General features: G+C 67.0%; 21 protein-coding genes. 9 read left to right on the top strand and 12 right to left on the bottom strand.

What is annotated here, in order from left to right; all coding sequences use genetic code 11:
• Positions 1 to 31 precede the first annotated feature (31 nt).
• Together G7078_RS01505 and G7078_RS01500 are read right to left on the bottom strand one after the other, a co-directional pair.
• Positions 32 to 550 (bottom strand): DUF4402 domain-containing protein, encoded by a 519-nt coding sequence (locus tag G7078_RS01505; protein ID WP_166092290.1) that lies wholly within the window; start codon positions 548 to 550, stop codon positions 32 to 34.
• 107 nt (positions 551 to 657) lie between these two features.
• Positions 658 to 1,176 (bottom strand): DUF4402 domain-containing protein, encoded by a 519-nt coding sequence (locus G7078_RS01500; protein ID WP_166092288.1) that lies wholly within the window; start codon positions 1,174 to 1,176, stop codon positions 658 to 660.
• 110 nt (positions 1,177 to 1,286) lie between these two features.
• Here G7078_RS01500 and G7078_RS01495 point away from each other — a divergent pair, with 110 nt between their 5' ends.
• Together G7078_RS01495 and nadB are read left to right on the top strand one after the other, a co-directional pair.
• Positions 1,287 to 2,216: an ABC transporter ATP-binding protein gene (locus tag G7078_RS01495; RefSeq protein WP_166092286.1), complete on the top strand. Its 930-nt coding sequence runs from the start codon at positions 1,287 to 1,289 to the stop codon at positions 2,214 to 2,216.
• Entirely contained in the window at positions 2,213 to 3,793 is a 1,581-nt protein-coding gene (gene nadB / locus G7078_RS01490) for an L-aspartate oxidase (protein WP_166092283.1), read from the top strand. The genes G7078_RS01495 and nadB overlap by 4 nt, the downstream gene beginning before the upstream one ends.
• A 5-nt stretch (positions 3,794 to 3,798) precedes the next feature.
• Here nadB and G7078_RS01485 read toward each other — a convergent pair whose 3' ends face one another.
• Genes G7078_RS01485 through G7078_RS01475 form a run of 3 tightly spaced genes read right to left on the bottom strand, consistent with a single transcriptional unit; the run spans position 3,799 to position 7,505 of the window.
• Complete coding sequence (locus G7078_RS01485; protein ID WP_166092280.1) at positions 3,799 to 4,842, bottom strand: glutathione synthetase; 1,044 nt, start codon at positions 4,840 to 4,842, stop codon at positions 3,799 to 3,801.
• Between the two features lie 3 nt (positions 4,843 to 4,845).
• A complete protein-coding gene (locus tag G7078_RS01480) occupies positions 4,846 to 6,708 on the bottom strand; it encodes a peptidase MATCAP family protein (protein ID WP_166092278.1) in 1,863 nt (620 codons plus the stop codon).
• The gene (locus G7078_RS01475) at positions 6,705 to 7,505 is read right to left on the bottom strand and encodes an N-formylglutamate amidohydrolase (protein WP_166092276.1); all 801 of its coding nucleotides are present in this window, start codon (positions 7,503 to 7,505) and stop codon (positions 6,705 to 6,707) included. The genes G7078_RS01480 and G7078_RS01475 overlap by 4 nt, the downstream gene beginning before the upstream one ends.
• 104 nt (positions 7,506 to 7,609) lie before the next feature.
• On the opposite strand from G7078_RS01475, the gene polA reads away from it, so the two are divergent.
• Together polA and G7078_RS01465 are read left to right on the top strand one after the other, a co-directional pair.
• Positions 7,610 to 10,414 (top strand): DNA polymerase I, encoded by a 2,805-nt coding sequence (gene polA, locus G7078_RS01470; RefSeq protein ID WP_166092274.1) that lies wholly within the window; start codon positions 7,610 to 7,612, stop codon positions 10,412 to 10,414.
• Positions 10,411 to 11,952 carry a lipopolysaccharide biosynthesis protein gene (locus G7078_RS01465; protein WP_206367458.1) on the top strand — a complete coding sequence of 514 codons (1,542 nt, stop codon included), beginning with the start codon at positions 10,411 to 10,413 and terminating at the stop codon, positions 11,950 to 11,952. The genes polA and G7078_RS01465 overlap by 4 nt, the downstream gene beginning before the upstream one ends.
• 3 nt (positions 11,953 to 11,955) lie before the next feature.
• On the opposite strand, the gene purH is transcribed toward G7078_RS01465, so the two are convergent.
• From purH to G7078_RS01440, 5 genes are read right to left on the bottom strand one after another with little or no spacing between them, the layout of a single operon-like run.
• Positions 11,956 to 13,548, bottom strand: a complete 1,593-nt coding sequence (purH, locus tag G7078_RS01460; RefSeq protein WP_166092272.1) for a bifunctional phosphoribosylaminoimidazolecarboxamide formyltransferase/IMP cyclohydrolase — start codon at positions 13,546 to 13,548, stop codon at positions 11,956 to 11,958.
• Between the two features lie 24 nt (positions 13,549 to 13,572).
• Positions 13,573 to 14,532, bottom strand: coding sequence for a heparinase II/III family protein (locus G7078_RS01455; RefSeq protein ID WP_166092269.1), 960 nt, complete (start codon positions 14,530 to 14,532; stop codon positions 13,573 to 13,575).
• A gap of 26 nt (positions 14,533 to 14,558) precedes the next feature.
• On the bottom strand, positions 14,559 to 15,224 hold the full coding sequence (locus G7078_RS01450) for a hypothetical protein (protein WP_166092267.1): 666 nt from the start codon (positions 15,222 to 15,224) through the stop codon (positions 14,559 to 14,561).
• Complete coding sequence (gene rpe, locus G7078_RS01445; protein WP_166092265.1) at positions 15,221 to 15,877, bottom strand: ribulose-phosphate 3-epimerase; 657 nt, start codon at positions 15,875 to 15,877, stop codon at positions 15,221 to 15,223. The genes G7078_RS01450 and rpe overlap by 4 nt, the downstream gene beginning before the upstream one ends.
• A 15-nt stretch (positions 15,878 to 15,892) precedes the next feature.
• Entirely contained in the window at positions 15,893 to 17,182 is a 1,290-nt protein-coding gene (locus tag G7078_RS01440) for an RsmB/NOP family class I SAM-dependent RNA methyltransferase (RefSeq protein WP_166092263.1), read from the bottom strand.
• Here G7078_RS01440 and G7078_RS01435 point away from each other — a divergent pair.
• Positions 17,181 to 17,348, top strand: a complete 168-nt coding sequence (locus G7078_RS01435; protein WP_166092261.1) for a DUF1674 domain-containing protein — start codon at positions 17,181 to 17,183, stop codon at positions 17,346 to 17,348. The two genes, G7078_RS01440 and G7078_RS01435, sit on opposite strands and share 2 nt — an antisense overlap.
• Here the strand turns inward: G7078_RS01435 and G7078_RS01430 are convergent.
• Positions 17,345 to 18,325, bottom strand: a complete 981-nt coding sequence (locus G7078_RS01430) for an NAD(P)H-dependent glycerol-3-phosphate dehydrogenase (protein ID WP_166092258.1) — start codon at positions 18,323 to 18,325, stop codon at positions 17,345 to 17,347. The two genes, G7078_RS01435 and G7078_RS01430, sit on opposite strands and share 4 nt — an antisense overlap.
• Entirely contained in the window at positions 18,322 to 19,353 is a 1,032-nt protein-coding gene (tsaD, locus tag G7078_RS01425) for a tRNA (adenosine(37)-N6)-threonylcarbamoyltransferase complex transferase subunit TsaD (protein WP_166092256.1), read from the bottom strand. Before tsaD ends, G7078_RS01430 begins: the two co-directional genes overlap by 4 nt.
• Before the next feature lie 48 nt (positions 19,354 to 19,401).
• On the opposite strand from tsaD, the gene hemC reads away from it, so the two are divergent.
• From hemC to bla, 4 genes are all read left to right on the top strand, one after another.
• Positions 19,402 to 20,322, top strand: a complete 921-nt coding sequence (gene hemC, locus G7078_RS01420) for a hydroxymethylbilane synthase (RefSeq protein ID WP_166092254.1) — start codon at positions 19,402 to 19,404, stop codon at positions 20,320 to 20,322.
• Complete coding sequence (locus G7078_RS01415; protein WP_166092252.1) at positions 20,319 to 20,993, top strand: uroporphyrinogen-III synthase; 675 nt, start codon at positions 20,319 to 20,321, stop codon at positions 20,991 to 20,993. Before hemC ends, G7078_RS01415 begins: the two co-directional genes overlap by 4 nt.
• Positions 20,993 to 21,784, top strand: a complete 792-nt coding sequence (locus G7078_RS01410) for a hypothetical protein (RefSeq protein WP_166092250.1) — start codon at positions 20,993 to 20,995, stop codon at positions 21,782 to 21,784. The genes G7078_RS01415 and G7078_RS01410 overlap by 1 nt, the downstream gene beginning before the upstream one ends.
• A gap of 121 nt (positions 21,785 to 21,905) precedes the next feature.
• Positions 21,906 to 23,006, top strand: coding sequence for a class A beta-lactamase (gene bla / locus G7078_RS01405; RefSeq protein ID WP_166092248.1), 1,101 nt, complete (start codon positions 21,906 to 21,908; stop codon positions 23,004 to 23,006).
• Positions 23,007 to 23,011: the final 5 nt, after the last annotated feature.

Genomic DNA, 23,011 nt, shown 5'->3' with positions numbered 1-23,011 from the left:
TAAGGTCGCGCGCCAGCCGCGACAAGGCATCCTATTGATAGATAGCGGTCAGCGAGAAGTCGGCGCTGTAGTCGCCTTCCGGCTGGTCGCCGCCGATCAGCAGCGATCCACCGACGCCGACGAAGAACGCCCGGGTGGTCGGATCGATGGTGCGGATCGCCGAGCCGTTGAGCGTCAGGCCAAGCACGTCGACCGTATCGCCTGCCGCGCTGGTCAGCTGCGCCGGCGGCGAGAGCGCCAGGATGACCTGCTGGCTGGGCGAGCCGGCACCGGCGAATTCGGCGCGATTGCCGGCGACCGTCGAAATGCCCGTCACGCCGCCAGCGAAGCTGCGAGCGCCAGTGGTCGCGTTGATGGTGACGACCCCCGACACGGACGACGGGATGACCGTGCCGAAATCCAGGTCGTCGATCTTCGTCAGCGTCAACGGCACCAGGATTAGTGCCTTGCCGCCCGAATCCGTGGTCGCCGGAACGCCGGCGGCCTGTGCGCCCGTCGGCACGGTCAGTGCTGCGGCAAGGGCCGCGATCATCAGCTTTGAAGTCCCCACGTCGATTTCCTTCGCGCAATGTGTCGTTAGCGCGATTGTCGGCGAAGCGGATGACTGGCGATTGAAGAGTCGAGGTACGCGAAAAGTTTACCACGCCCCTAAACGGGTCAGGGATATTGGACGGTCACCGGGAACGTTCCGACATAGTCGCCGGCCACCGGGTTGGCGGGGATCGTCACCGTGCCGCCGACCGAGAAATCGAAGCTTGGCGCGGTCCCCATCACGCGCTTGGCGGGCCCGTCGAGCGTGAAGGCCGACAAGCTGACCGTCTGGGTCCCGCCGACCCGGGTCAGGAGTACCGGCTGGTTCGGCAGCTTGATGTTCACCACCGGCCCGTCGGACGCGGCGCCGGTGAAGCGCGCGGCGCTTGGAACGCCGCCTGCACGCGTAATCCCGCCGGTTGTGGTCACTGCCGTCGTCGCCGGGTTGAGGACGACGGTTCCGGCCGCGGCGCTGCCGATGACGTTGCCGAAATCGAGGTCGCTTTTCTTTTGCAGGGTCAACGGCCGAAGCAGCGTCGCGGCGCCGGTCGCGTTCTTCGACGCAGGCACGGCGTCCACGCGCGCGGGTACGGCCATCGCCGCCGCGGCCAGCGCAAGTTGAGCCAAGGAGGAGGGCCGGATCATGCCGAAGCCGCTACACGGTTAACTTCAAGATCATCTTGTCGGTTAGGGTAAAGGGCCAATTAACCCACCGCCGCTTGTGGCAAGCGCGGGCCGGGGGCTATGCGACGGCGATGCAGCCAGCCGAACCCGCGATCCGCATCGAATCGCTGTCAAAGACCTACGCCGGCGGCAAGCGCGCGCTGGACGAAGTCAGCTTCGACGTGCCGCGCGGCCAGATTTTCGGACTCCTCGGCCCCAATGGGGCGGGCAAGTCCACGCTGATCAACATCCTTGCGGGGATGGTGACCAAGACCAGCGGCCGGGCAACGGTCTGGGGCTTCGACATCGACCGCCACCCGCGCAATGCGAAACGTTCAATCGGCATCGTGCCGCAGGAAATCCTGTTCGATCCCTTCTTCACCCCCGCCGAGGCGCTGGAAATCCAGGCCGGGCTTTATGGAATCCCAGCCACGGCGCGCAAGACCGAAGCACTGCTCGCGGCAATGCACCTCAGCGACAAAGCGAACGCCTACGCGCGCACCCTGTCCGGCGGGATGAAGCGGCGGTTGCTGGTGGCCAAGGCGATGGTCCATTCGCCGCCGATCCTGGTCCTGGACGAGCCGACAGCAGGCGTGGACATTGAGCTTCGCAAGCAATTGTGGGGCTATGTGCGCTCGCTCAACGAGCAAGGCGTCACGGTGGTGCTGACCACCCATTACCTTGAGGAAGCCGAGGAGCTTTGCGACCGCATCGCGATCATCAACCACGGCAAGGTGATTGCCAATGAGCCGACCCGGACGCTGATCGCCAAGGCGCAGGAAAAGTCCGTCGTGGTCACCTTCGACAAGGCCGTCGAGGACGTTCCGACCAACGATTGCTTCCAGAACATCGGCCTGCTCGACGAACGCACGTTGCAGATCACTTACCGCAAGGACCGGGTGAACGCCGGCGAGGTGCTGGCGGCGCTGCAGCGGGACGGGCTCGCCATCGTCGATGTGAAGACTCGCGAACCGGACCTTGAAGACGTGTTCCTAAGCCTGGTGTCCGGCGCCAGCGCGTGAGCAAGGCCTTCGACGTCTTGATCGTCGGGTCGGGGGCGGCGGGACTTACCGCGGCGCTCAACCTTGCCCCGGAACGCAAGGTCGCGGTGATCGCGAAAGGCTCGCTCGGCGAGGGTGCGACCGGCTGGGCGCAGGGCGGGATCGCCGCCGTCCTTGAGGAAGGCGACACGTTCGAAGCGCACGTCAACGATACGATGATCGCCGGCGCCGGCCTCAACGACAAGGCGATCGTCGAATATGTGGTGGGGGAAGCGCCGGCGGCGATTGCCCGGCTGGAGCAATTGGGCGTGCCCTTCGCCACCGAAGGCGATGGCCTTCACCTGACCCGCGAAGGCGGCCACAGCCACCGGCGCATCGTCCACGTCGCGGACGCCACCGGGCGGGCGATCCAGACGGCGCTCGAGAAAGCGGCGGCGGCACATCCGAACATCACCTTGCTGCCCGACATGGTCGCGATCGACCTGATCACCGGCCGCCACGCCGCCGACTTTTCAACCAGCGGCCAGGTCCACGGGCTTTACGCCTATAACAAGCAGCGGCGGCGGGTCGAAGCGTTGACCGGGCGCGCAACCGTCCTCGCCAGCGGCGGCGCCGGGCGCGCTTACCTGTTCTCCACCGCGCCGCGCGGCGCCACGGGTGACGGCATCGCCATGGCCTGGCGCGCCGGTTGCCGCGTGTCGAATATGGAATTCATGCAATTCCACCCGACCTGCCTGTACAACCTTGAGGTCAAGAACTTCCTGATCACCGAGGCCGTGCGCGGCGAAGGCGGGCAGCTCAAGCTTCCGACCACTGGTGAGCGCTTCATGCCGCGGTTCGACAAGAGGGCGGAGCTGGCGCCGCGCGATATCGTCGCCCGCGCCATCGACCATGAAATCAAGCGGCTTGGGCTCGATTACGTCCACCTCGACATCTCGCACCGCGAACCCGCCTTCGTCCGCGAGCATTTCCCGAATATCTACGAGAAGCTGCTTGGCCTTGGCATCGACATTACCAGGGAGCCGATCCCGGTCGTGCCGGCCCAGCATTACACCTGTGGCGGGGTGATGATCGACCGCAACGGCCGCACCGACGCGGCCGGGCTCTATGCAGCCGGCGAAGTGACCCAGTCGGGGCTGCATGGCGCGAACCGGCTGGCATCGAACAGCCTGCTGGAATGCCTCGTCTTCGGCGAAGCGGCGGCGAAAGACATATTGGCCAATTGGGACTCGCTGCCGGCAATGCCGAAAGTCCGGGCCTGGGATGAAAGCCGGGTCACCGATAGCGACGAGGAAGTCGTCATCACGCAGATCTGGGGCGAAATCCGCCGCTTCATGTGGAATTTCGTCGGCATCGTTCGGACCACCAAGCGGCTCGAGCGCGCCAAGCGGCGGATCGACCTGCTGCGGCTGGAAGTCGCCGAATATTACAAGAATTTTCGGGTTACGCCGGACCTGATCGAGCTTCGCAACCTGGTGGAGGTCGCCGACCTGATCGTCCGGTCCGCACTAAGCCGCCACGAAAGCCGGGGCCTTCATTACACGCTCGATTATCCGGCAACGCTGCCGGAGGCCCGCGACACGATCCTGGTTCCGTAGTGGCGCTACAGCACCGCCAAATGGCGGTTGTCGAAGCTGTTCGCATATTGCGAGGCAATGCCGACCTTGCGTTCCATCGCTTCGAGGATCGGGACCGAGAAATCGACCCCGGCGAGCCGCGAGCAGCTGCCGAGGTTGCCCGGAGAGAAGACGTTCACCTCCAGGATCTTGTCGCCGACGATGTCGATGCCGACCAGGAACATGCCGTCGGCAACCAGCTTTGGTCGGATCAGTTCGGCCACGTGCAGTTCGGTCTTCCCGATTTCGACCGCCTCGGCAGTGCCGCCGGCATGGATATTTGAACGGATGTCGTCGGCCGACGCGACCCGCCGAAGGGCGGCATATTTACCGTCGATCTGCAGCGGCCGGCCATTCATCAGGAACAGCCGGATGTCGCCCTTCTTCGCCGCCGGGACATAGGCCTGGGCGATGATGTAGCCGTCGCGGCCAATCGCTTCTATGATCTGGTTGAGGTTGGACTTCGACTTGGCGTCGACCTTGAACACGCCCGATCCGCCCGATCCCTGCAGCGGCTTGAGGATGATGTTGCCGCCATGATCCTTGGCGAACGCCTTGATGTCGTCGGCGTGGCGGGTGATCACGGTTTCCGCGCGCGCTTCGGTCGGAAAGCTTTGGAAATAGAGCTTGTTGATCGCCCGGCCCAGGCTGTCGGGATCGTTGAGGACGATCACGCCGCGCTTGGCGGCTTCGCGCCCGAACAGAATGCCCGCCTCCATCGCCCACGGCGTTTCGGCGTCGATCGACGGGTCGTTGCGCAGCATGAGGATGTCGATTTCGGCCATGTCGACCGGTTCGACCTTGGCCTTGCCGGACTTCAGCGTTTCAAAGAATTCCTTGGCGTCCTGATACTTGCGTTTGGGCATGAACCGGGCGTGCGCATGCAGCGTGTCATCGCGCTGAAGCGCGAAGTCGCTGGGGGTGAGGTAGCATACGCGATGGCCGCGCTCGGTCGCCTGGTGGGCGAGGACCGTGGTCGTATATCCGGGATGCTCGCGCTCCAGATCATTGATGAAAAACGCGATCAGCACCCATCATTCTCCTGAAATCATCTCAGCGAAGCTTTTCGCTTTTCGCAGCTTGGCGATGCGGCTGGAGCTGTCGTCGTCTTCGAGAAAAAGCGGCGTGAACCGCGGCGGCTGAACGAGCCCGCGCTGAAGCAGTTCCTCGATCGCCGGCACGTGCGCCTCGGCGATCTTGCCCAGCCAGAACGGCGCCAGCGGCTTGCCGGCGGCGACCAGCGCCAGAACGGCGCGGAACCCCCGCAGGTAAATCGCATCCTTGGCAAACCCGCCCGACCGGAAAATGCGGGCGGCGATGCCGAACGCGCCGCGGCGGGAAAAACCGTGATCGCGATTCAGCAGCCGGTACACTTCGATGAAGCCCGCGCCCTGCTGCAACGCGTCGACCGCGACGACCCGGGCCGCAAGCAGGCGCAATCGGGCGCTGGTCAGGCCGCCCGTCGCCCATTCGGCGAACACGCCCAGCCCTTCCTGGATGCCTTCGTAGCCGGCAAGGCCGGTGCGGAAGATGGTCAGGCCCTGCGCCGCCCCGTTGAAATGGGTGAGCAAGTGGATGCTGACCTCGTGCGCGAGCAGGGCGTTGACGCGTTGGGCCGGGACGACGCTGTCGGAGCCGATGAAAATCTTGGGCCCCGACACCATCAGCCCGGCGACATCGTCCCGAACCTGGATATCGGGGGCGAAGGACGGATCGACCTGGCGATAGCGCGCTGAAAGCTCGTCGATAGCGTGTGCCAGCTCCATTGCGCCGACCGCATCGCCGGCGGGGCGCCGCCGCGTTTCCGCAGCAAGGATGGCGTGGGCATCGTCCAGCAGTTCGCGGGCGACGGTGCCATATTGGAAGACCGACGCGGCGTGGAACGCGGGCGTGTTGCGGGTCGCCAGCATGGTCAGTTGCGAATCCAGCTCGTGCCGCTTTTCGCCCAGCAATTGCTCCAGCAGCGGATCTTCGAGCTGGCGGAAATCGATCGCGTAAAGGTCACGCTTGGCGATGTCCGGATCGACGGTCAGCGGGCGGTAATGGAAGCGCGGCGGCTTCTGCTCGCCTTCGGCAATGAAGCGGTCGAGCGCCTTGGCTGTGTCGATCGGCGATACCGACAGCAGGAAATCGAAGCTGCGCGCGATCCGGTCGAGTTGGCGGTCCGCCTTGCGGGCGGCGGCAAGGTAAGCGCTTCGCCCGAGCGCACGGTAATGCGCCGGTGCATGGCCCCGGCCGTCGTCGAGGAAGGCGCAGCCGGTCCGCAACAGCGCATCGCCGATCCGGGTCGACAGTTCGTGCCGGATCGCGGGGAACTCGCGGCCGTCGGAGGAGCGGTGAATTTGCGGGATTCGCAGCGACAATCGCTGGACGCCCTCGATGCCGTTGAGCAACCGGTCGAACGACGCCGGCAACAATGGCGCAAACGGCACGCGCGACACCTTGCACTTGCGCAGGTCGATTTCGATCTCGTGAAGGGCGCGTTCCAGCGCTCCCGCCGCGCGGCCGACGTCGCCCTGATCGCCGGCCCCGACCTCGGCCATAAACATGGGCAAGTCCTGCGTGCCCTCGCCGACATGTTCGACCTGATGGTCGTCGAGGGTAATGACGAGCAGTCGTCCGCCGGCAGCTTCGGCGGCAGCCGCGCCGATTTGATCAAGCACATCCATCGCGGCGGCGTCGTCTTCGGGCGACCACACCAGGTAGGCCGGGCTTTCGATCGCGACTCGCCGGGCAAGTCCGTCCGCCGGTTCATCACCCCGGTGAAGCAGGATGAACGGCAGCCAGCGATCGAGATGGACCCGGCCGTGTTCGCCGACCTGGGCCCGAAGCGCGCCGCCAGGGCCGAACTCGGGCCCGGCCTTGGCTTCGGCGATGTTGCGGTGCGCCTGGTTCACTTAAGCAGTCGTTCCGCTTCGCCGGCGATGAAGGTGATGAACCGGCGCATAGCATCGAGCTCGGCCGGATCGGGCTGGCCGGTCCATTCGTCCATGAAGAACTTCTTGAACTCGAGGGCGATCGCGCAGCCCTGCCCGGGATATCGATCGTGGACGAAGCGCGTCTGTTCGCCCTTGCCCTGGAAGGCGACGTTTTCACGCACATCGAGGCGGCGGCCGTTGAAGTCGAAACCCGCCATCCCTTCCATCAGCGGATCCAGCAGCCAGGCCCATTGCTCGCGCGGCATCGAGAAGGTGCCGATGTTGATGTCCGGCGCTTTGTCCTGCGGCATCGGGTCGCCATCCGACCCGTCGCGGCGATGGTTGTAGCTGTGCACGTCGATCAGCACGAACTTTGGGTGGCGCTCGGCGATCGAATCGAGCAGCTGCCCGAGCATCGCATAATATGCGTTGTGGATCGCCAGCGAGGCGGCGACATCCGCTTCGCTCAATGGCCGATCCCATACCTCCAGCCCCCAGCTTTGGTCCGCGGTCCGGTAGATTGCGTCCTGCCCGCCGCGGTTGAGATCGAATTCGAACCTCGAGCGGTGGGCGATGACGTGGGTCGGCACGTCGACGATTGCTTGGCCTGTGAACGGATCCTCCTCCCGAAGCCGGTCGGCGTCGGCGAGCTTCATCGCCGCCGCGATTTCGGGCCGGAGGCCGTTGCCGTCGTGGATTGCGGTGGCCAGGACCGGACCGTCGCCGCGCTGGACGGTCCACCAAAGGCGGTGATCGGCGGTGCTTTTCTCTTCCATCTGATCAACAACCGTTGCGCCCGCCATCGGTTGCCAAGCGGTCTTACAGCTGGACTTCAGCGGCGCTGGCATCCCCCGCCTACCCTGCTAAACGCGACGGCTTCATGTCCGAAGCGCAGCCCCACCTCTATCTCGTCGACGGCTCGAGCTACATCTTTCGCGCCTATCACCGGCTGCCGCCGCTGACCAACCGGCACGGGCAGCCGGCGGGCGCGGTCTATGGCTATACGACGATGCTGTGGAAGCTCGCGGAAGGGCTCAACCGCGCCGACGGGCCGACGCACATGGCGGTCATCCTCGACGCGTCTGAATCGACTTTCCGCAACCAGCTTTACGACCAGTACAAGGCACATCGCCCGCCGCCGCCCGAAGACCTGGTCCCGCAATTCCCGCTGATCCGCACCGCCACGCGCGCCTTTTCCATTCCGTGCATCGAAGAGGCCGGGCTGGAAGCGGACGACATCATCGCTTGCTACGTCACCGCCGCCTGCAACGCCGGCTGGAAGACGACCATCGTCAGCTCCGACAAGGATCTGATGCAGCTGATTCAGGACGGTTGCGTCGACATGCTCGACACGATGAACGACCGCCGTATCGACAGCGCCTACGTGCGCGAGAAGTTCGGCGTCGGGCCGGCCGAGCTTGGCGACGTGCTGGCGCTGATGGGGGACAAGGTCGACAACGTGCCGGGCGTGCCCGGCATCGGACCCAAAACGGCGTCCCAGCTGATCGCCGAGTTCGGGTCGTTGGAAGCGGTGCTGGCAAGCACCGACAAGATCGCCAAGCCCAAGCTCAAGCAGTCGCTGATCGATCATGCGGATTCCGCGCGGCTCAGCCGCCAGCTGGTCACCCTGGTTTGCGATTCGAAGCTTCCCGAGCCGCTGGAAGAACTGGCGCTCAAGGGCATTCCGGCCGAGCCGCTGCGTGAATTCCTGGAGGAGCAGGGGTTCAAGACCTTGCTCAACCGGCTGAACGGCGGTGCCCCGGCAAGCGCGCGCAGCAGCAGCGGCGCCGGCATCGACATGATGGCCGCGACGCTCGGCGCGAGCCCCGCCAAACCGGCCGCGCCGGAGAAGATCGAAGTCGACCGATCACTGTACGAAACGGTGACCGACGAAGCCGCGCTGGACCGCTGGATAAGCGAAGCATCGGCGCAGGGTTTCGTCGCGCTCGATACCGAAACCGATTGCATCGATTGCGTCGTCGCCAAGCTGGCGGGGATCAGCCTTGCGACCCAGCCGAACCGTGCCTGCTACATTCCAGTCGGCCATTCCAGCGCCGACCTTTATTCGGACGCGCCGAGCCAGCTGCCGATGCACTTGGTGCTCGATCGATTAAAGCCGTTGCTGGAAAATCCGGCGGTCCTGAAGATCGGCCACAACCTGAAATACGATTGGGTGATGTTCGAAAAGGCGGGCATCACGGTCGCGCCGTTCGACGACACGATGCTGCTGAGCTTCGACCTCGACGCCGGCCTTCACGGCCACGGTCTCGACGAGCTGGCGAAGCTGAACTTCGAGCATGAATGCATTCCGTTCAAGCAGCTGTGCGGCACCGGCAAGAGCCAGATCACGTTCGACAAGGTGCCGCTGAAGGAAGCGACCGAATATGCGGCGGAGGACGCCGATATCACCTTGCGGGTGTGGCAACGGTTGAAGAGCCGGATCGCGGCGGAAAACGTCGCGCAGGTGTATGAGCGGGTCGATCGCCCGCTGGTGCCGGTGATCGGCCGAATGGAACGGCGCGGGGTCAAGGTCGATCGCGAATATCTCGCTCGCCTGAGCCGCGAATTCGCCGAGGAAATCGCCAGCCTGGAGACCCGCATCTACGACAGCGCCTGCGGCCCGTTCACCATCGGATCGCCGCAGCAGCTTGGCGAAGTCCTGTACGGGCGGCTTGGGCTGAAGGGCGGCCGCAAGGGCAAGAGCGGCCAATATTCGACCGACGTCAACGAGCTCGAACGGCTTGCCGGAGAGGGCGTCGAATGCGCCCGGCTGGTGCTCGACTGGCGCCAGCTCAGCAAGCTCAAGTCGACCTACACCGACGCGCTGCAGGCCCAGATCAACCCCGACACCGGCCGCGTGCACACCAGCTTCAGCCTCGCCGGCGCGCAGACCGGCCGCCTGTCGTCAAACGAACCCAACCTCCAGAACATCCCGATCCGGACCGAAATCGGGCGCAAGATCCGCGACGCCTTCGTCGCCGAGCCGGGCCATGTGCTGATGAGCGCCGACTACAGCCAGATCGAGCTTCGGCTCGCGGCGCACATGGCCGACGTGCCGCAATTGAAGCAGGCCTTCCGCGAGAAAGCCGACATCCACAGCATGACCGCGGAGGAGCTGTTCGGAACGTCAGACCGCGACGCTCGCAACAAGGCGAAGACGGTCAATTTCGCGATCCTTTACGGCATTTCGTCCTGGGGGCTGGCCGGGCGGCTCGGCGTGTCGCGGGACGAAGGCAAGTTCATCATCGACCGCTATTTCGAGCGCTTCCCCGGCATCCGCGACTATATCGCGCAGACCCTGGCGTTCGTCCGCGAAACCGGGTTCACCCGCACCTTGTTCGGCCGCAAGACGCATTTCCCCAACATCCGCTCGTCGAACCAGAGCTTTCGCGGCGGGGCCGAGCGGGCGGCGGTCAACGCACCGATCCAGGGCACCAGCGCCGACCTCATCAAGCGGGCCATGACTCGAATGGACGATGCGCTGGACGCAGCCGGACTGGGCGGCGTGCGGATGCTTCTGCAAGTCCACGACGAATTGGTCTTCGAAGTGCCCGAGGGCCGCGAGGAAGAGGCCGCGGAAGTCGTCAGGACGGTGATGTCGCAAGCCGCGGCGCCGTCGCTCCAACTCGACGTGCCGCTGGATGTCGAAGTCGGCTGGGGCGCCAACTGGGGCACGGCGCATTGAGCGACGACACGGCCCAGGGCGCCGCCGCGACTGCCGACCTTGCCGCGCTCGCACGCGGCGGGCGGATCAACTTTTTCGGCTTCATCCTCAGGCTGGCGGCGCGGCTGCCGTTCCTATTCATCGCTGGCCGGATGTACGGCGCCGAAGCGCTTGGCCGCTTCGCTTACGCAATCCTGATCGTGGAGTTCGCGGCGCAGCTTGCAACACTGGGCCTTAAGCGCGGCCTGGCCCAGCAATTGTCGCACAGCGACAAGCCGCACGCCTGCATTGCGTGGGACGCATTGGTGGTGGCGCTGACCGGTTCGGTCCTGACGATGGGGATCCTGCTGGTCTTCCCGCAGGCGATGTTCCCGAACAGCGAGATGCACGGGCTCGATTGGCTGTTGCCCGTCACGATCATTGCGCTGGCCTGGTCCGACATCATGCTCGCCGCACTCGCTTACCGGCACAACATCGGCGCGACGGTGCGGGCGCGGGCGGTCGTCGAGCCGTGGACCATCAGCATCGCGGCCTTCGCCTGGGCCTACATCTCGACCCGCGACGGGCTGATCATCGCCTATGTGCTGTCCATGGTCGGCGCCCTGGTCGCGTCCGCGATCCCGTTCCTTAAAAGCTACGGCCTGCCCCACGACTGGCGGCCCGACCCCGCCGCGCTTTGGCGGATGGCGCGCAAGAACCTGCCCGTCGCCGCTGCCGACGCCGTCGAATGGGGGTCCCGGCGTGTCGACATCGCAGTGCTCGGCCTGTTCTTCTCGCCGGCGGTGGTCGGCATCTATTATGTCGCGCAGCAAGTCGCGACGCTGCCGTCCAAGCTGAAGTCCAGCTTCGACCCGATCCTCGGCCCGGTGATCACGCAGAACCTTCGCGACGGCAACAAGACTGCCGTCGCGCGCCAGGTCCGGCAAGTGGGCTTCTGGGTCATTGCGGCGCAGTTGGGCGTCGCGCTTGCGCTTGGCATTCCGGGCGAAGGCGTGATGGGGCTGGTCGGATCGGCATTCGTTGCCGGCACCGGCGCGCTGGCCTTCCTGCTGGCGGCGGAAGTGGTCGCGTCGATGGCCGCGGTTAGCGAGTCCGCGCTGATCTACGTCGCGCGGCACCGCAACATGCTGATCAGCCTGGCGATGATCGTGCTGGAGGCGATCCTTGCGGTTAGCATCGTGCTGGTCATGCGCTCGTTCGACCTGCCGATGATGTGGCAAGCGACCGGGCCGGCGATGGCCCTGGTGCTGGCGCTCGGTTTCGCCGCCGTCACCAAGTCGCGGTTGCTCAGCCGCTTGCTCGATGCGCCGGTGTCCGGCTGGCGCTGGCCGCTGCTTTACGCCGCGGCGGCGGGCATCGCAGTTGGCGAACTTGCCATCCTGCTTCCCGAATGGGCCGAGCTGATCTTCGGCATCCCAGCCATCATGACCGCCTTCGGACTGATCCTGTGGACTCGCGGCTTCGGCCCGCAGGACCGCGAGCTGTTCCGGATGCGCAAGGCGGAAATCGAGGATTTGCGACTGCCCGACCCAAGCACTGGGGGCGACGCGCCCCGCTAGGCCCTAGTGGCGGAAGTGGCGCATGCCGGTGAACAGCATCGCCAGCCCGGCTTCGTCGGCGGCGGCGATAACCTCTGCGTCGCGCATCGACCCGCCCGGCTGGATGACCGCCGTTGCGCCGGCTTCGGCGGCCGCCAGCAAGCCGTCGGCAAACGGGAAAAAGGCGTCCGATGCAACCGCCGACCCGACCGTCCGGGCCTCCGGCCAGCCGTTGACCTCGGCAGTTTCGCTGGCGCGGATCGCCGCGATCCGGGCGCTGTCCCGGCGGTTCATCTGCCCGGCGCCGATCCCGACCGTGACGCCGTCCCGGGCATAGACGATCGCATTCGACTTCACGTGCTTGGCAACCGTCCAGGCGAACAGGCAATCCGCCACTTCCTGGTCGGTCGGCGCGCGCTTGGTCACGCATTTCAGCTGGTCGCGCCCGATCACGCCATTGTCGCGGTCCTGCACCAGCAACCCACCGGCAATGACGGCCAGAGTCTGCCCGGCCCGCGCCGGGTCCGGCAGGTCGCCGGTCAACAGCAGGCGCAAGTTCTTCTTCCGCGCAAAGATCGCCATCGCTTCCTCGCCGGCATCGGGGGCGACGACGACTTCGGTAAAGATTTGGGCGATGGAGGCGGCAGTGTCAGCGTCGAGCGGGCGGTTGACCGCGACGATCCCGCCGAATGCCGACACGCTGTCGCAGGCCAGCGCCTCGCGCCATGCGTCGACCAGCAGCGGGCGCGTTGCGACGCCACACGGGTTGGCGTGCTTGACGATGACCACCGTGGGCGCCGCGTCGCGGAATTCGGCGACCAACTCGAGCGCGGCGCTGGCGTCGTTGAGGTTGTTGTAGCTAACCTCCTTGCCCTGCACTTGCCGCGCCTGGCCGATGCCGGCCGTGCCCGGCCCCGCCGGCACGTAAAGCGCGGCGCGCTGGTGCGGGTTTTCGCCGTAGCGCAGCGGCATCTTTAAGGTCGACGAAAGCGTCCAGCGTGGCGGAAAGCGCTGCTGCTGGTCGGCATAAGCGAACCATTGCGAGATCATCGAGTCATAGGCTGCGGTGAGCGCGAACGCCTTGGCCGCCATGCGCTTGCGGAAGTCGAGCGAAGTCGCGCCGTCGTTGCGCTCGAGCTCGCCGAGCAATTCGTCATAGTCGGCGGGGTCGGTAACGATGGTGACGAAGGCGTGATTCTTGGCCGCCGAGCGAACCATCGACGGCCCACCGATATCGATGTTCTCGATGATTTCGTCGCGCTCCGCGCCCTTCGCAAGCGTCGCTTCGAACGGATAGAGATTGACGACGACAAGGTCGATCGCACCGATCTGATGCTCGTCCATCGCCGCTGTGTGATCTGCATTGTCGCGCACCGCGAGCAGCCCACCGTGAACCTTGGGGTGCAGGGTCTTCACCCGCCCGTCCATCATCTCGGGAAAGCCGGTCAGTTCGCTGACATCGCGCGGCTGCCCGCCAAGTTCGCGCAACTTCGTCGCCGTGCCGCCGGTAGACACCAATTCCACGCCGCGCGACGACAAGGCCTCGGCGAGGGACTCCAGCCCCGACTTGTCGGACAATGAGATCAGCGCCCGCTTGATGGGCACGAGGTCGGCCACACGTCTCTCCCTATTCGTCGCCGCTCAGCTGGAGCGGCGGAACTGCCATTCCATTTCGGCGCCGCCGGCGGCGGTCTGCCCGTTGATCACCAGCTGCATCGCGCGCCGCGGATGGCCGCGCCCGTCGATCGCCAGGCTTTCCTCGATCGCGATCGGCGCCCCGCGCGAGCGGAAGTTCCACGGCGGCGCCCCGCGCGAACGAAGGATCGCGCCCATGCCGTCGGCGGTCACCGTCGGCTCAATTCCCGAGGCGAGGTGAAATCGGATCGCGAATGCCACCGGCGTGCGCGACCGCCGCGATGTGCGCGAGCTCAGCGTGTCCGTGCCGCGCAATTCCTTGCCGTCGTTGCCGAGCACCAGGGTGCGCCGGTGAAGCAGGCCGAACTGGCGGACGTAGCCGTCATGACTGGCATCGATTCGGCTGAAGTCGTTTTCCTCCGCCCGGTCGACGACGACGTCGCTGACACCCTTGCCCAGCGAACCGTCGGCGTTGACCGCGGTGGAGTTGGCGTCCGCAACGGTCAGCGTGCTGTGGGCGGCGGTCGTGCGCAGCGCCTGCACCAGGTCGTCGGGCAAGGCGCTGGGCAACGCGCCTCGGCCGCCGCAATTGATGACCAGGCGCTGGGGACCGTCGGACAGCTCCAGCGCCAGCGTCGATGCGCAGCCGGACGGCGCCATCCGCGCGGGCGGCGGCGGCGCAGCGTCGATAACCGCGATCGTGCCCAGCGCGGACAGGCGATGATAGCCCCAGCCGCGCGGCTGGCGGAGCGGCCGGGCGCGAATGCCGCAGCCTTCGACAATCGCGCTGATCCGTGCCGCATCGCCAGGGTTGCCGCCCTGCCAGCTGGACAAGGCGCCATCGCCCATCAGCACGCCCTGCAAGGCGGCAAGGGCGGCGGCGGCCGCTCCCTCGATGCTTTCAGGAATGCTCTGCTTGGCCGCCGCGTAAGCCGCCCGGACCAGCGCCAGCCGGTCGACCAGCAACGCCTGCGCGAACGGCGTCCGGCTGATCAGCCCGCCGTCGTCGAATTGCCCCCGCCAAGGGCTCGGCCGAGCCCAGCCTCGGCTCGCGCAATGCGCGCGACCCCGCCCTGGATGATCAGCGATGCCGCCACCACCCCGGCCCAGGCGGTGATCCGGTCGAGGCCCGGCGCGGCCTTTTCCGCAGTGGAATCGAGATGTCGGGCGCCGCGCGCGAGCGTGTTGAGCAATGCCGAGCGGTAACCGCCGTCGGTGCTCGACAGGATGTACGGCGCATAAGCGGTCCAGAAGAGGATGCGTTCGCCCCACAGCTGCGGCACCCAGGCCTCGTCGACGCGGGTTCCGTGAGTGATCAGCCAACGGCCGACGATCGCCTCCGCCAGCCGCGATCCCTTTTCCCGCGACGCCGCAGCGGCAAGGTCGCGAAGCCAGGAGAAGCCCTGCAACTGGTCGCCGATCGGGCTGCCCGGCTCGATGGCTGCGAAGTCGAGGTCCGCAAGCGGCAACATTTCGCTTCCAGCGATGAACTTGCCGGCGAGCAGCGCATCGCCGCGCGCCTTGTCGCCCTGCACATGGTCGCGCGGAACGGCGATGAGGCGGAGCGGCTGCTTACCCTGGCCAAGCAGGCGGGACAGCATCGGTCCCTTGGCGAGCTTGCGGACGATTTCGCGATCCGCGGCCTGCCGCTCGCTCATTCGCTGCCCCGAAGCGCCCGGATGTTGCTGGCGTAATGCGCTTCGCCGCCACGGAAGGCGGCGGTCCCGGCGACGAGCACCGTCGCTCCGGCATCCGTCGCTTGCCGGGCGGTTTCGGCATCGATGCCGCCATCGACTTCAAGCGCGATGTCGAGGTTTTCCTTAGCGATGCGCTGCGCGATCGCTTCGATCTTGCGCAGCTGGCCGGAAAGGAATTTCTGGCCGCCGAAGCCCGGGTTGACGCTCATCACCAGCACCAGGTCGATGTCTTCCAGCACATAGTCGAGCATCTTCGCCGGAGTCGCCGGGTTCAGCGAAACTCCGGCCTTCTTGCCCAGACCCTTGATCCGCTGGATCGTGCGGTGGAGGTGCGGCCCCGCTTCGGGATGAACGGTGATGATGTCCGCCCCGGCTTCCGCAAAGGCATCGAGGAAGCCGTCGACGGGTGAAATCATCAAGTGGCAGTCGAAGGTCTTCGACGAATGCGGGCGAAGCGCCTTCACGATGGCCGGGCCGATGGTGATGTTCGGCACGAAATGGCCGTCCATCACGTCGACGTGGATCCAGTCCGCACCGGCGGCGTCGATCGCCCGCACTTCCTCGCCAAGCCGGGCGAAGTCGGCGGACAGGATGGAGGGGGCGATCAGCGGCATCGCCCCGATTAGACGCTAATCGGCGGCGCGGACAAGGCGCGCGGCGAAGAAGCCGTCGAGTCCGCCCTCGCTTTCGAGCAATCCAGGCAGGATCCGAAGGAAACCCCGGTCGGTCGCAGCAACAAAAGCGGGCATTTGCGGGCCTGCCCCACCGACTTGGAAGCGATCGTGCCGCGCCAGGAAATCGGCGACGACCTGCTCGCCCTCCTGCGGTTCCAGGGAGCAAACCGAATAGACCAGGGTGCCGCCGGGCCTGACCCATTCTGCGGCGCGGGCGAGCAGCCGCGACTGGAGCGCGGCCGAATCGGCAATCACTCGGGGCCTGGCCCGATACAGGACCTCCGAGTGCCGGCGGAAGGTGCCGGTCGCGGAACAGGGCGCGTCGAGCAGGACCGCATCGAACTGCCGGCCAGGCTTCCAGCTGAGCGCGTCGGCGGCGACCAGGTTGGCCGATAGCCCGGTCCGATCGAGATTTTCGGACAGCCGCTTCAACCGCGATTCGGCGAGGTCGACGGCCGTGACCCGGTGGCCGGCCGCCGCCAGTTGCATCGCCTTGCCGCCGGGCGCGGAGCAAAGGTCGAGCACGTCGGCGGCGTCGGCGGGGATGAGCCGCGCGGGCAGCGAGGCAGCCAGGTCCTGAACCCACCAGCCGCCTCCGCCGAACCCGGCGAGCGAGGGAATTGCCTGCGCATTGTCGAGCCGCACGTGCCGCGTCGCCAGCGACACCCCGCCATGATCGGCCGCGTAAGCGGTTGCGGCTTCCGCAGAAGCGAAGCTGAGATCGAGCGCCGGCCGCGACGCAATCTGCCGCCGCGCCGCCGCGACGACATCGGCGCCCCACGCCGCTTCCCAGCGATGCTCGACATCCTCCGGCAAGCGCGGCGGCGCCGACGAGTCGATCCCGCGCCGAAGCAGAGTCCCGAGAACGCCGTGCACCAGCCGCCGCGGCCCGCCATCGACCAAGGGCAATGCGGTCGCCACCAGCGCATGTTCCGGCGTGCCGAGCCCGATCTTCTGCGCCAGCGCCAGCCGAAGCACCATCCGCGCCTTGGAATCGTCGGGCAGCCGCTGCCGGGTCGCGCTGTCGATCATCGCATCGAGGTCGGGCAGCCGGCGAAGCACCTCCCCGGCGATGGCGATGGCCAGCCCCTGGTCGGCGGGCGCCAACCCACGCGATCCCTGCGCCGCCGAATCGAGCGTTCGGCCGCGCCGAAGCACGGCGTCGAGCATGGCCAGCGCGGCGCGGCGCGCGGCAACGCCCTCGGTGCTTGGCAACGGGCTAGCCAATGCACATCTTGCCGGCATGAAACGGCCCGCCCATCTGAAGCCGCCAGCGACCTTGTCCAAGTCGACGCCCGTGCCCAAGCCCGAACCGCTGGACGATTCCGCCCCGCCCGCAGGGGAGGAGCAGAAGCTCGATCCAACGCGCTACGGCGATTGGGAAAAGAAGGGCATCGCGATCGATTTCTAAAGGCCCTCGGCCCGGGGCGGCCGCGCGAGCACGCTGCCAAGCACCGAATCGACGTCCGCGCCTTCAAGCAGGCGAGCGACCGCGGCGACGATCGGCATGTCGATCCCGCGCGCTTCGGCCAGCCTGGCAAGCACCGGTGCGGTGAACGCGCCCTCGGCAACGGTGCGGCGATCAGCCATCAGCTCCTTCGCCGACTTGCCCAGGCCGATGCCGACGCCAAGCGAGTAATTGCGCGAGCTAGTCGACGAGCAGGTCAGCACCAGGTCGCCAAGCCCGGAAAGGCCGGCCAGCGTTTCCCGGCGCGCACCCAGCCCAACGCCGAAGCGCGTCATTTCCGCAAATCCCCGGCCGATCAGCGCCGCGCGCGCATTCTGGCCGAGGCCGCGCCCTTCAACCACGCCGCAAGCGATCGCCAGCACGTTCTTGACCGCGCCGCCGATTTCGGCGCCGGCGACATCGTCGGTGAGGTAGATTCGGAACGTCGAGCGCGAGAGACGCTGGCGAAGGCGTTCCGCAAGCTCCAGGTCCCGCGCCGCCAGGGTCACCGCGGTCGGCATCCCTTGCGCCACTTCATGGGCGAAGGTCGGGCCGGACAGGACCGCGACCGGCGCATCGGGCCGAACTTCGTGCGCGACATCGTGCAAGAGCTCGCCCGAGCCTTCCTCAATCCCCTTGGAACACAGCACCAGCGGCACGTTCGACGCCGGGGCCTCGGCCAGCACCGAGCGCATGTGCTGCGCGGGCGTTACCACCAACCACGCGAAGCAGTCGGCCAGGTCGCCGATGTCGCCCGTGGCGCGAATGCCTTCGCTGAGCTTGCGGCCGGGCAGGAACAGGCTGTTCTCGTGCGCCGCGTTGATCGATGCGACCACTTCCGGTTCGCGGGCCCAGACCAGCGCTTGCTGCCCGTCGCTCGCGGCGACTTGGGCCAGCGCCGTTCCCCAGGCGCCGCCGCCGATGATGCCGATCGTCGTCATGCCTTCACCCCCGCGCCGCGCACCTTGTCGGCCTGTTCGTCGAGCGGCCAGCGCGCCCGCGCCGGCGCGTCGAGCGAGTCGGTCATGCCCGCGCCGTAGCGTTCCGCGCCCGCCCAGGCGATCATTGCGGCATTGTCGGTGCACAGCCAGCCGGGCGGCGAACTGAATGCCCGTCCCTGGTCGCTTGCAAGCTGCTTCAGCGCGGCGCGAATGGCACCATTGGCAGCGACCCCGCCGGCGACGACCAGCGCGGGCGCGTCGCTTGTCTCCAGCGCCAGCCGGGTCCGGTCGACGAGGCAGTCGACCACCGCTTGCTGGAAGCTGGCCGCCACATCGGCAGCGGAATACGTCCCCGATTGCACGGCGCGCTGCACCGCGCTCTTCAGGCCGGCAAAGGAAAAATGCGGCTCGCCGGAGCCGACCAGCGGGCGCGGCAGCGGCACCGCCGTCGAATCGCCCTCACGCGCCAACGCCTCGATCGCAGGTCCGCCTGGATAGCCGAGGTCAAGCAGCTTGGCCGCCTTGTCGAAAGCTTCGCCGGCGGCGTCGTCGATGGTCGTTGCGAGCCGGCGGTACTGGCCGATGCCGGTGACTTCCAGAAGCTGGCAATGCCCGCCGGAAACCAGCAGCAACAGGTAGGGAAAGCCCAGGTCCGGATCCACCAGCCTTGGGCTGAGCGCATGGCCTTCGAGATGGTTGATCGCGATCAGCGGCTTGCCCGACGCCAGCGCGAGCCCCTTGCCGGTGAGCAGCCCGACCATCACCCCGCCGATCAGGCCGGGTCCCGCGGTCGCGGCAATGGCATCGACCTCGGCAACCTGCAGCCCCGCCTCGTCAAGCACTTGCCGGACCAGCCCCGGCAAAATCTGGACGTGGGCTCGCGCCGCAATTTCCGGAACCACCCCGCCGAACGGCTGGTGGGCATCGTTCTGGCCGACCACCGCCTGCGCGAGGATTCGCCGGTCACTGGTGACGAGCGCCGCGGCCGTGTCGTCGCAGCTGGATTCGAGGCCAAGGATGATTGCCATTCGCAAATGCCTTTGCCTGAAGGCTCCGCGATGCGCTAGCGGAAGGAAATGCGTCGGAATCCGAGACTTGGCACGCGCGGTTCGCCGCTGGCGATGATCCAGGCGCGCAAGGTCGCGTCGGCCCTTGAGGTCGCGGAGCGCTGGCCCGCCGGTCATGTCGAGATCGTCGCCATCACCACCAGCGGCGATCGAATCACCGACCGCCCGTTGGCCGAAGTCGGCGGCAAGGGCCTGTGGACCAAGGAACTGGACCAGGCGCTGCTGGCCGGCGAGATCGATTTCGCCGTCCATTCGATGAAGGACGTCGAGGTTGTCCGACCGGCCGAGATCCGGCTCGCCGCAATCCGCCCCCGGGTTTACGTCGCCGACAAGCTGATCGGCGCCAATTCGATCGACGAGCTTCGCACCGGGGCGGTCATCGGCACGTCGTCGCCGCGCCGCGCCGCCCAGGTCCTTGCGCTTCGCCCCGACCTGAAGATCGTGCCGATGCGCGGGAACGTGGAGACCCGGATCCGCAAGCTGGAGGCGGGCGAAGCCGACGCGACCTTCCTGTCGGCAGCCGGGCTCCATCGGCTGCGGATGGACCATATCGGGGTGACATTGCCGTTCGAAGTGATGCTGCCCGCGCCGGGGCAAGGCGCTTTGGGCGTCGAATGCCGCGCCGACGATGAGGAAACCTGCACGATGCTAAAGCATCTCGACGACGTCAGCACCCGCTGCGCCGTCGAAGCGGAGCGCGCCTTCGCCCGCGCGCTGGGCGGGTCATGCCACTCGCCGGTCGCGGCCTTGGCGACCGTGTCGCACATGGAAACCCACCTTCGCGCCGAAATCCTGTCGACCGACGGCAAGGACCGGGTCCGCGACCAGGCCCGCTTCGCCATGCGCGACTGCGACGAAGGCGCCAAGCTTGCCCACGCCATGCTCGAGCGCGCGCCAGACTCGATCCGGAAGCTTTTCCGCGGCGAATGAAGCGCGTCGTCGTCTTGCGTCCGGAGCCGGGCGCGACCGCCACCTGCGACGCCGCCCGCCGGCTTGGGCTTGATCCGATAGCGATCCCGCTGTTCGCAATTGAGCCATTGGCGTGGGACGCCCCGGACGCCGCGAGCTTCGACGCGGTGTTGCTGACAAGCGCCAACGCGCTTCGCGCCGCGGGCGACGGGCTGCAATCGCTGCGCGGCCTGCCGGCCTATGCGGTTGGAAAGGCGACCGCCGAAGCGGCCCGGAACGCCGGTTTCGATATTGCAGCCGTTGGCGATTCCGGGGTCGAGCGGCTGCTCGGCTCGACCGATCCGGCGCTCCGGGTGGTCCACCTGTGCGGAGAGCATCGCAAGGATTCGTCCGGCGTTCGCCAGGCGATCACCGCCGTGCCGGTGTACCGATCCGCGGAAATTCCGGCGGGCGGCGATCTCGCGCAGGTCGAGGGCAAGCTGGTGCTCGTCCACTCGCGCCGGGCAGGCGCCCGGCTGGCGGCGTTGTCCGCGGAGGCGAAGCTCGACCGCGCGCGAGTCACCCTCGCCGCCATTAGCGACGATGCAGCCGGAGGCTTGGGGCCCGGTTGGGCTGGGGTCGAAGTCGCGGAAGAACCGAACGATTCGTCGCTGCTGGCCCTTGCGTCACGGCTGTGCAACAATCCCGATTGATGGTGGCGGGAAGCACAACCGGCATGGGCTGGACGGCGCGGCTGTTGCTTGCGCTCGTGCTGATCCTGCTTGGCGCCGCCGCTGCGACCTGGGGCCTTGCCCGTTACCAGCCGGCGGCGCGGTTGCTCGGGGTGACTCCGTCCACGCCGCCCGCCATGGCCCCGCGCCAGCAATTGATCGCCGTTCCACAGGTCGTCGCCACGCCGCCGGCCGGTGTCGAAGCCCAGGTCGCGGAGCTCCGCTCCCGGCTCGAGCGCGTCGAAAATGCCGCCACCGAGGCGCAAGGCTCGGCCGGCCGCGCCGATGCCCTGGTCGTCATCTTCGCCGCCCGGCGCGCGATCGATCGCGGCGTAGCACTCGGCTATTTGGAACCCTTGCTGGTCGAACGCTTCGGCGTGCGCCATCCACAGGCGGTGGCGACGATCGTCACCGGCTCCCGCTCCCCGGTTCGGCTCGGCGATCTCGTCGCCCAATATGGCGGCCTGGAACGCCAGTTGACCGGCTCGAACTCTCAAGATGGCGGCTGGGAACGGCTCAAGCGCGAATTCGGCTCGCTCGTGCAGGTGCGCCGGTCGGACGAGCCGTCGTCCCGGCCGCAGGCTCGCGCTGCGCGCGCTGCCGCCAGCCTTCGCGCCGGCGAAGTCGATGCCGCACTTGCCGAAACGATGCGGCTTCCGGGCGCGCGCAATGCTGGCGGCTGGATCGCCTCCGCCCGCCAATATGTCGCCGTCCACCGCGCCCTCGACGAGCTGGAATCGGCCGCCCTGTTGGGCAACGAACAGCCGGCCTGATCCCAAAGGGGGTTGGCAAAGCGAATCCCGGATGCGATTCTGTCCGAACGGCTAGCAAGGGTTCAGGAGGAACCTGCTAACCTATTCAGATCAGTCGAAAAGCGGGTGGGAGTTTAACGGCATGACGTCAATCTGGAGGGGGCTTGGCGCTGCCCTGGCGATGGCCGCAATGGCCCAATTGGGCGCCGCGGCGGCCCCCGTCGCGCAGAAATCCACCCCGGCGAAGTCCGTCCAGGATGCCCAGCCGCCCCGCGTCGTCCGCCAATCCCCGCAGCCGCCGGCGCAGCTCGAGCGGCGCATCGACGAACTCGGCAAGGGCTTTGCCGGTCGGGTCGGGATCGCCGTCGAATCCATCGATGACGGCTGGACCACCTCGTGGAACGGCAATGAGCTTTCGCCGCAGCAGAGCGTCAGTAAATTGTGGGTTTCGATCACTGCCCTCGACGCTGTCGACAAGGGCAAGGTGCGCCTGACCGACGCGGTCAGCTTCGACCGCAGCGACCTTACCCTGTTCCACCAGCCGATCGCTGCAAGAGTCCTTGGCGGCGGCTACACGACGACGCTCGCTGATTTGATGTTCAAGGCGATCACCACCAGCGACAATACCGCCAACGACAAGCTGATGCGATCGGTCGGCGGGCCCGACGCGGTTCGCGCCATGATCCGCAACAAGGGGCTTGGCGCCATCCGCTTTTATAACGGCGAGCGTTCGTTGCAGAGCAAGATTGCCGGCCTGACCTGGACCCAGAGCTATTCGATCGGCCGCGCTTTCTACCAGGCGCGCGACGCCTTGCCGCTGTCGGTTCGGCGCGCGGCGTTCAACCGCTACATCGAAGACCCGTACGACGGCGCTTCGGCCAATGCGATCGTCCATGCCCTCTCGCGCCTGAAGCGCGGCGAGCTGCTGTCGCCATCCTCGACGGCGCGCCTGCTCAATATCATGGGCAATACCAAGACCGGCGCCAACCGGCTGAAAGGCGGCCTCCGCCCGGGCTGGTCGCTAAGCCACAAGACCGGCACCGGCCAGATCCTCGGTGCGGTGCAGGCCGGCTATAACGACATCGGCATCCTGACCGCGCCCGACGGCAGCAGCTATGCGGTGGCCGTGATGATCAAGAAGACGTCGGTGCCGCTGCCGACCCGAATGACGCTGATGAACAATGTCGTGCGCGCGGTTATCGCCCAGCACGAACGCGACGGCGGCGCCGACCTGGCGCTCTGACTCGC

Origin of the sequence: Sphingomonas sinipercae (assembly GCF_011302055.1) — a bacterium.
Classification (GTDB): domain Bacteria; phylum Pseudomonadota; class Alphaproteobacteria; order Sphingomonadales; family Sphingomonadaceae; genus Sphingomicrobium; species Sphingomicrobium sinipercae.
This window is presented reverse-complemented; position numbering and strand designations above follow the sequence as displayed.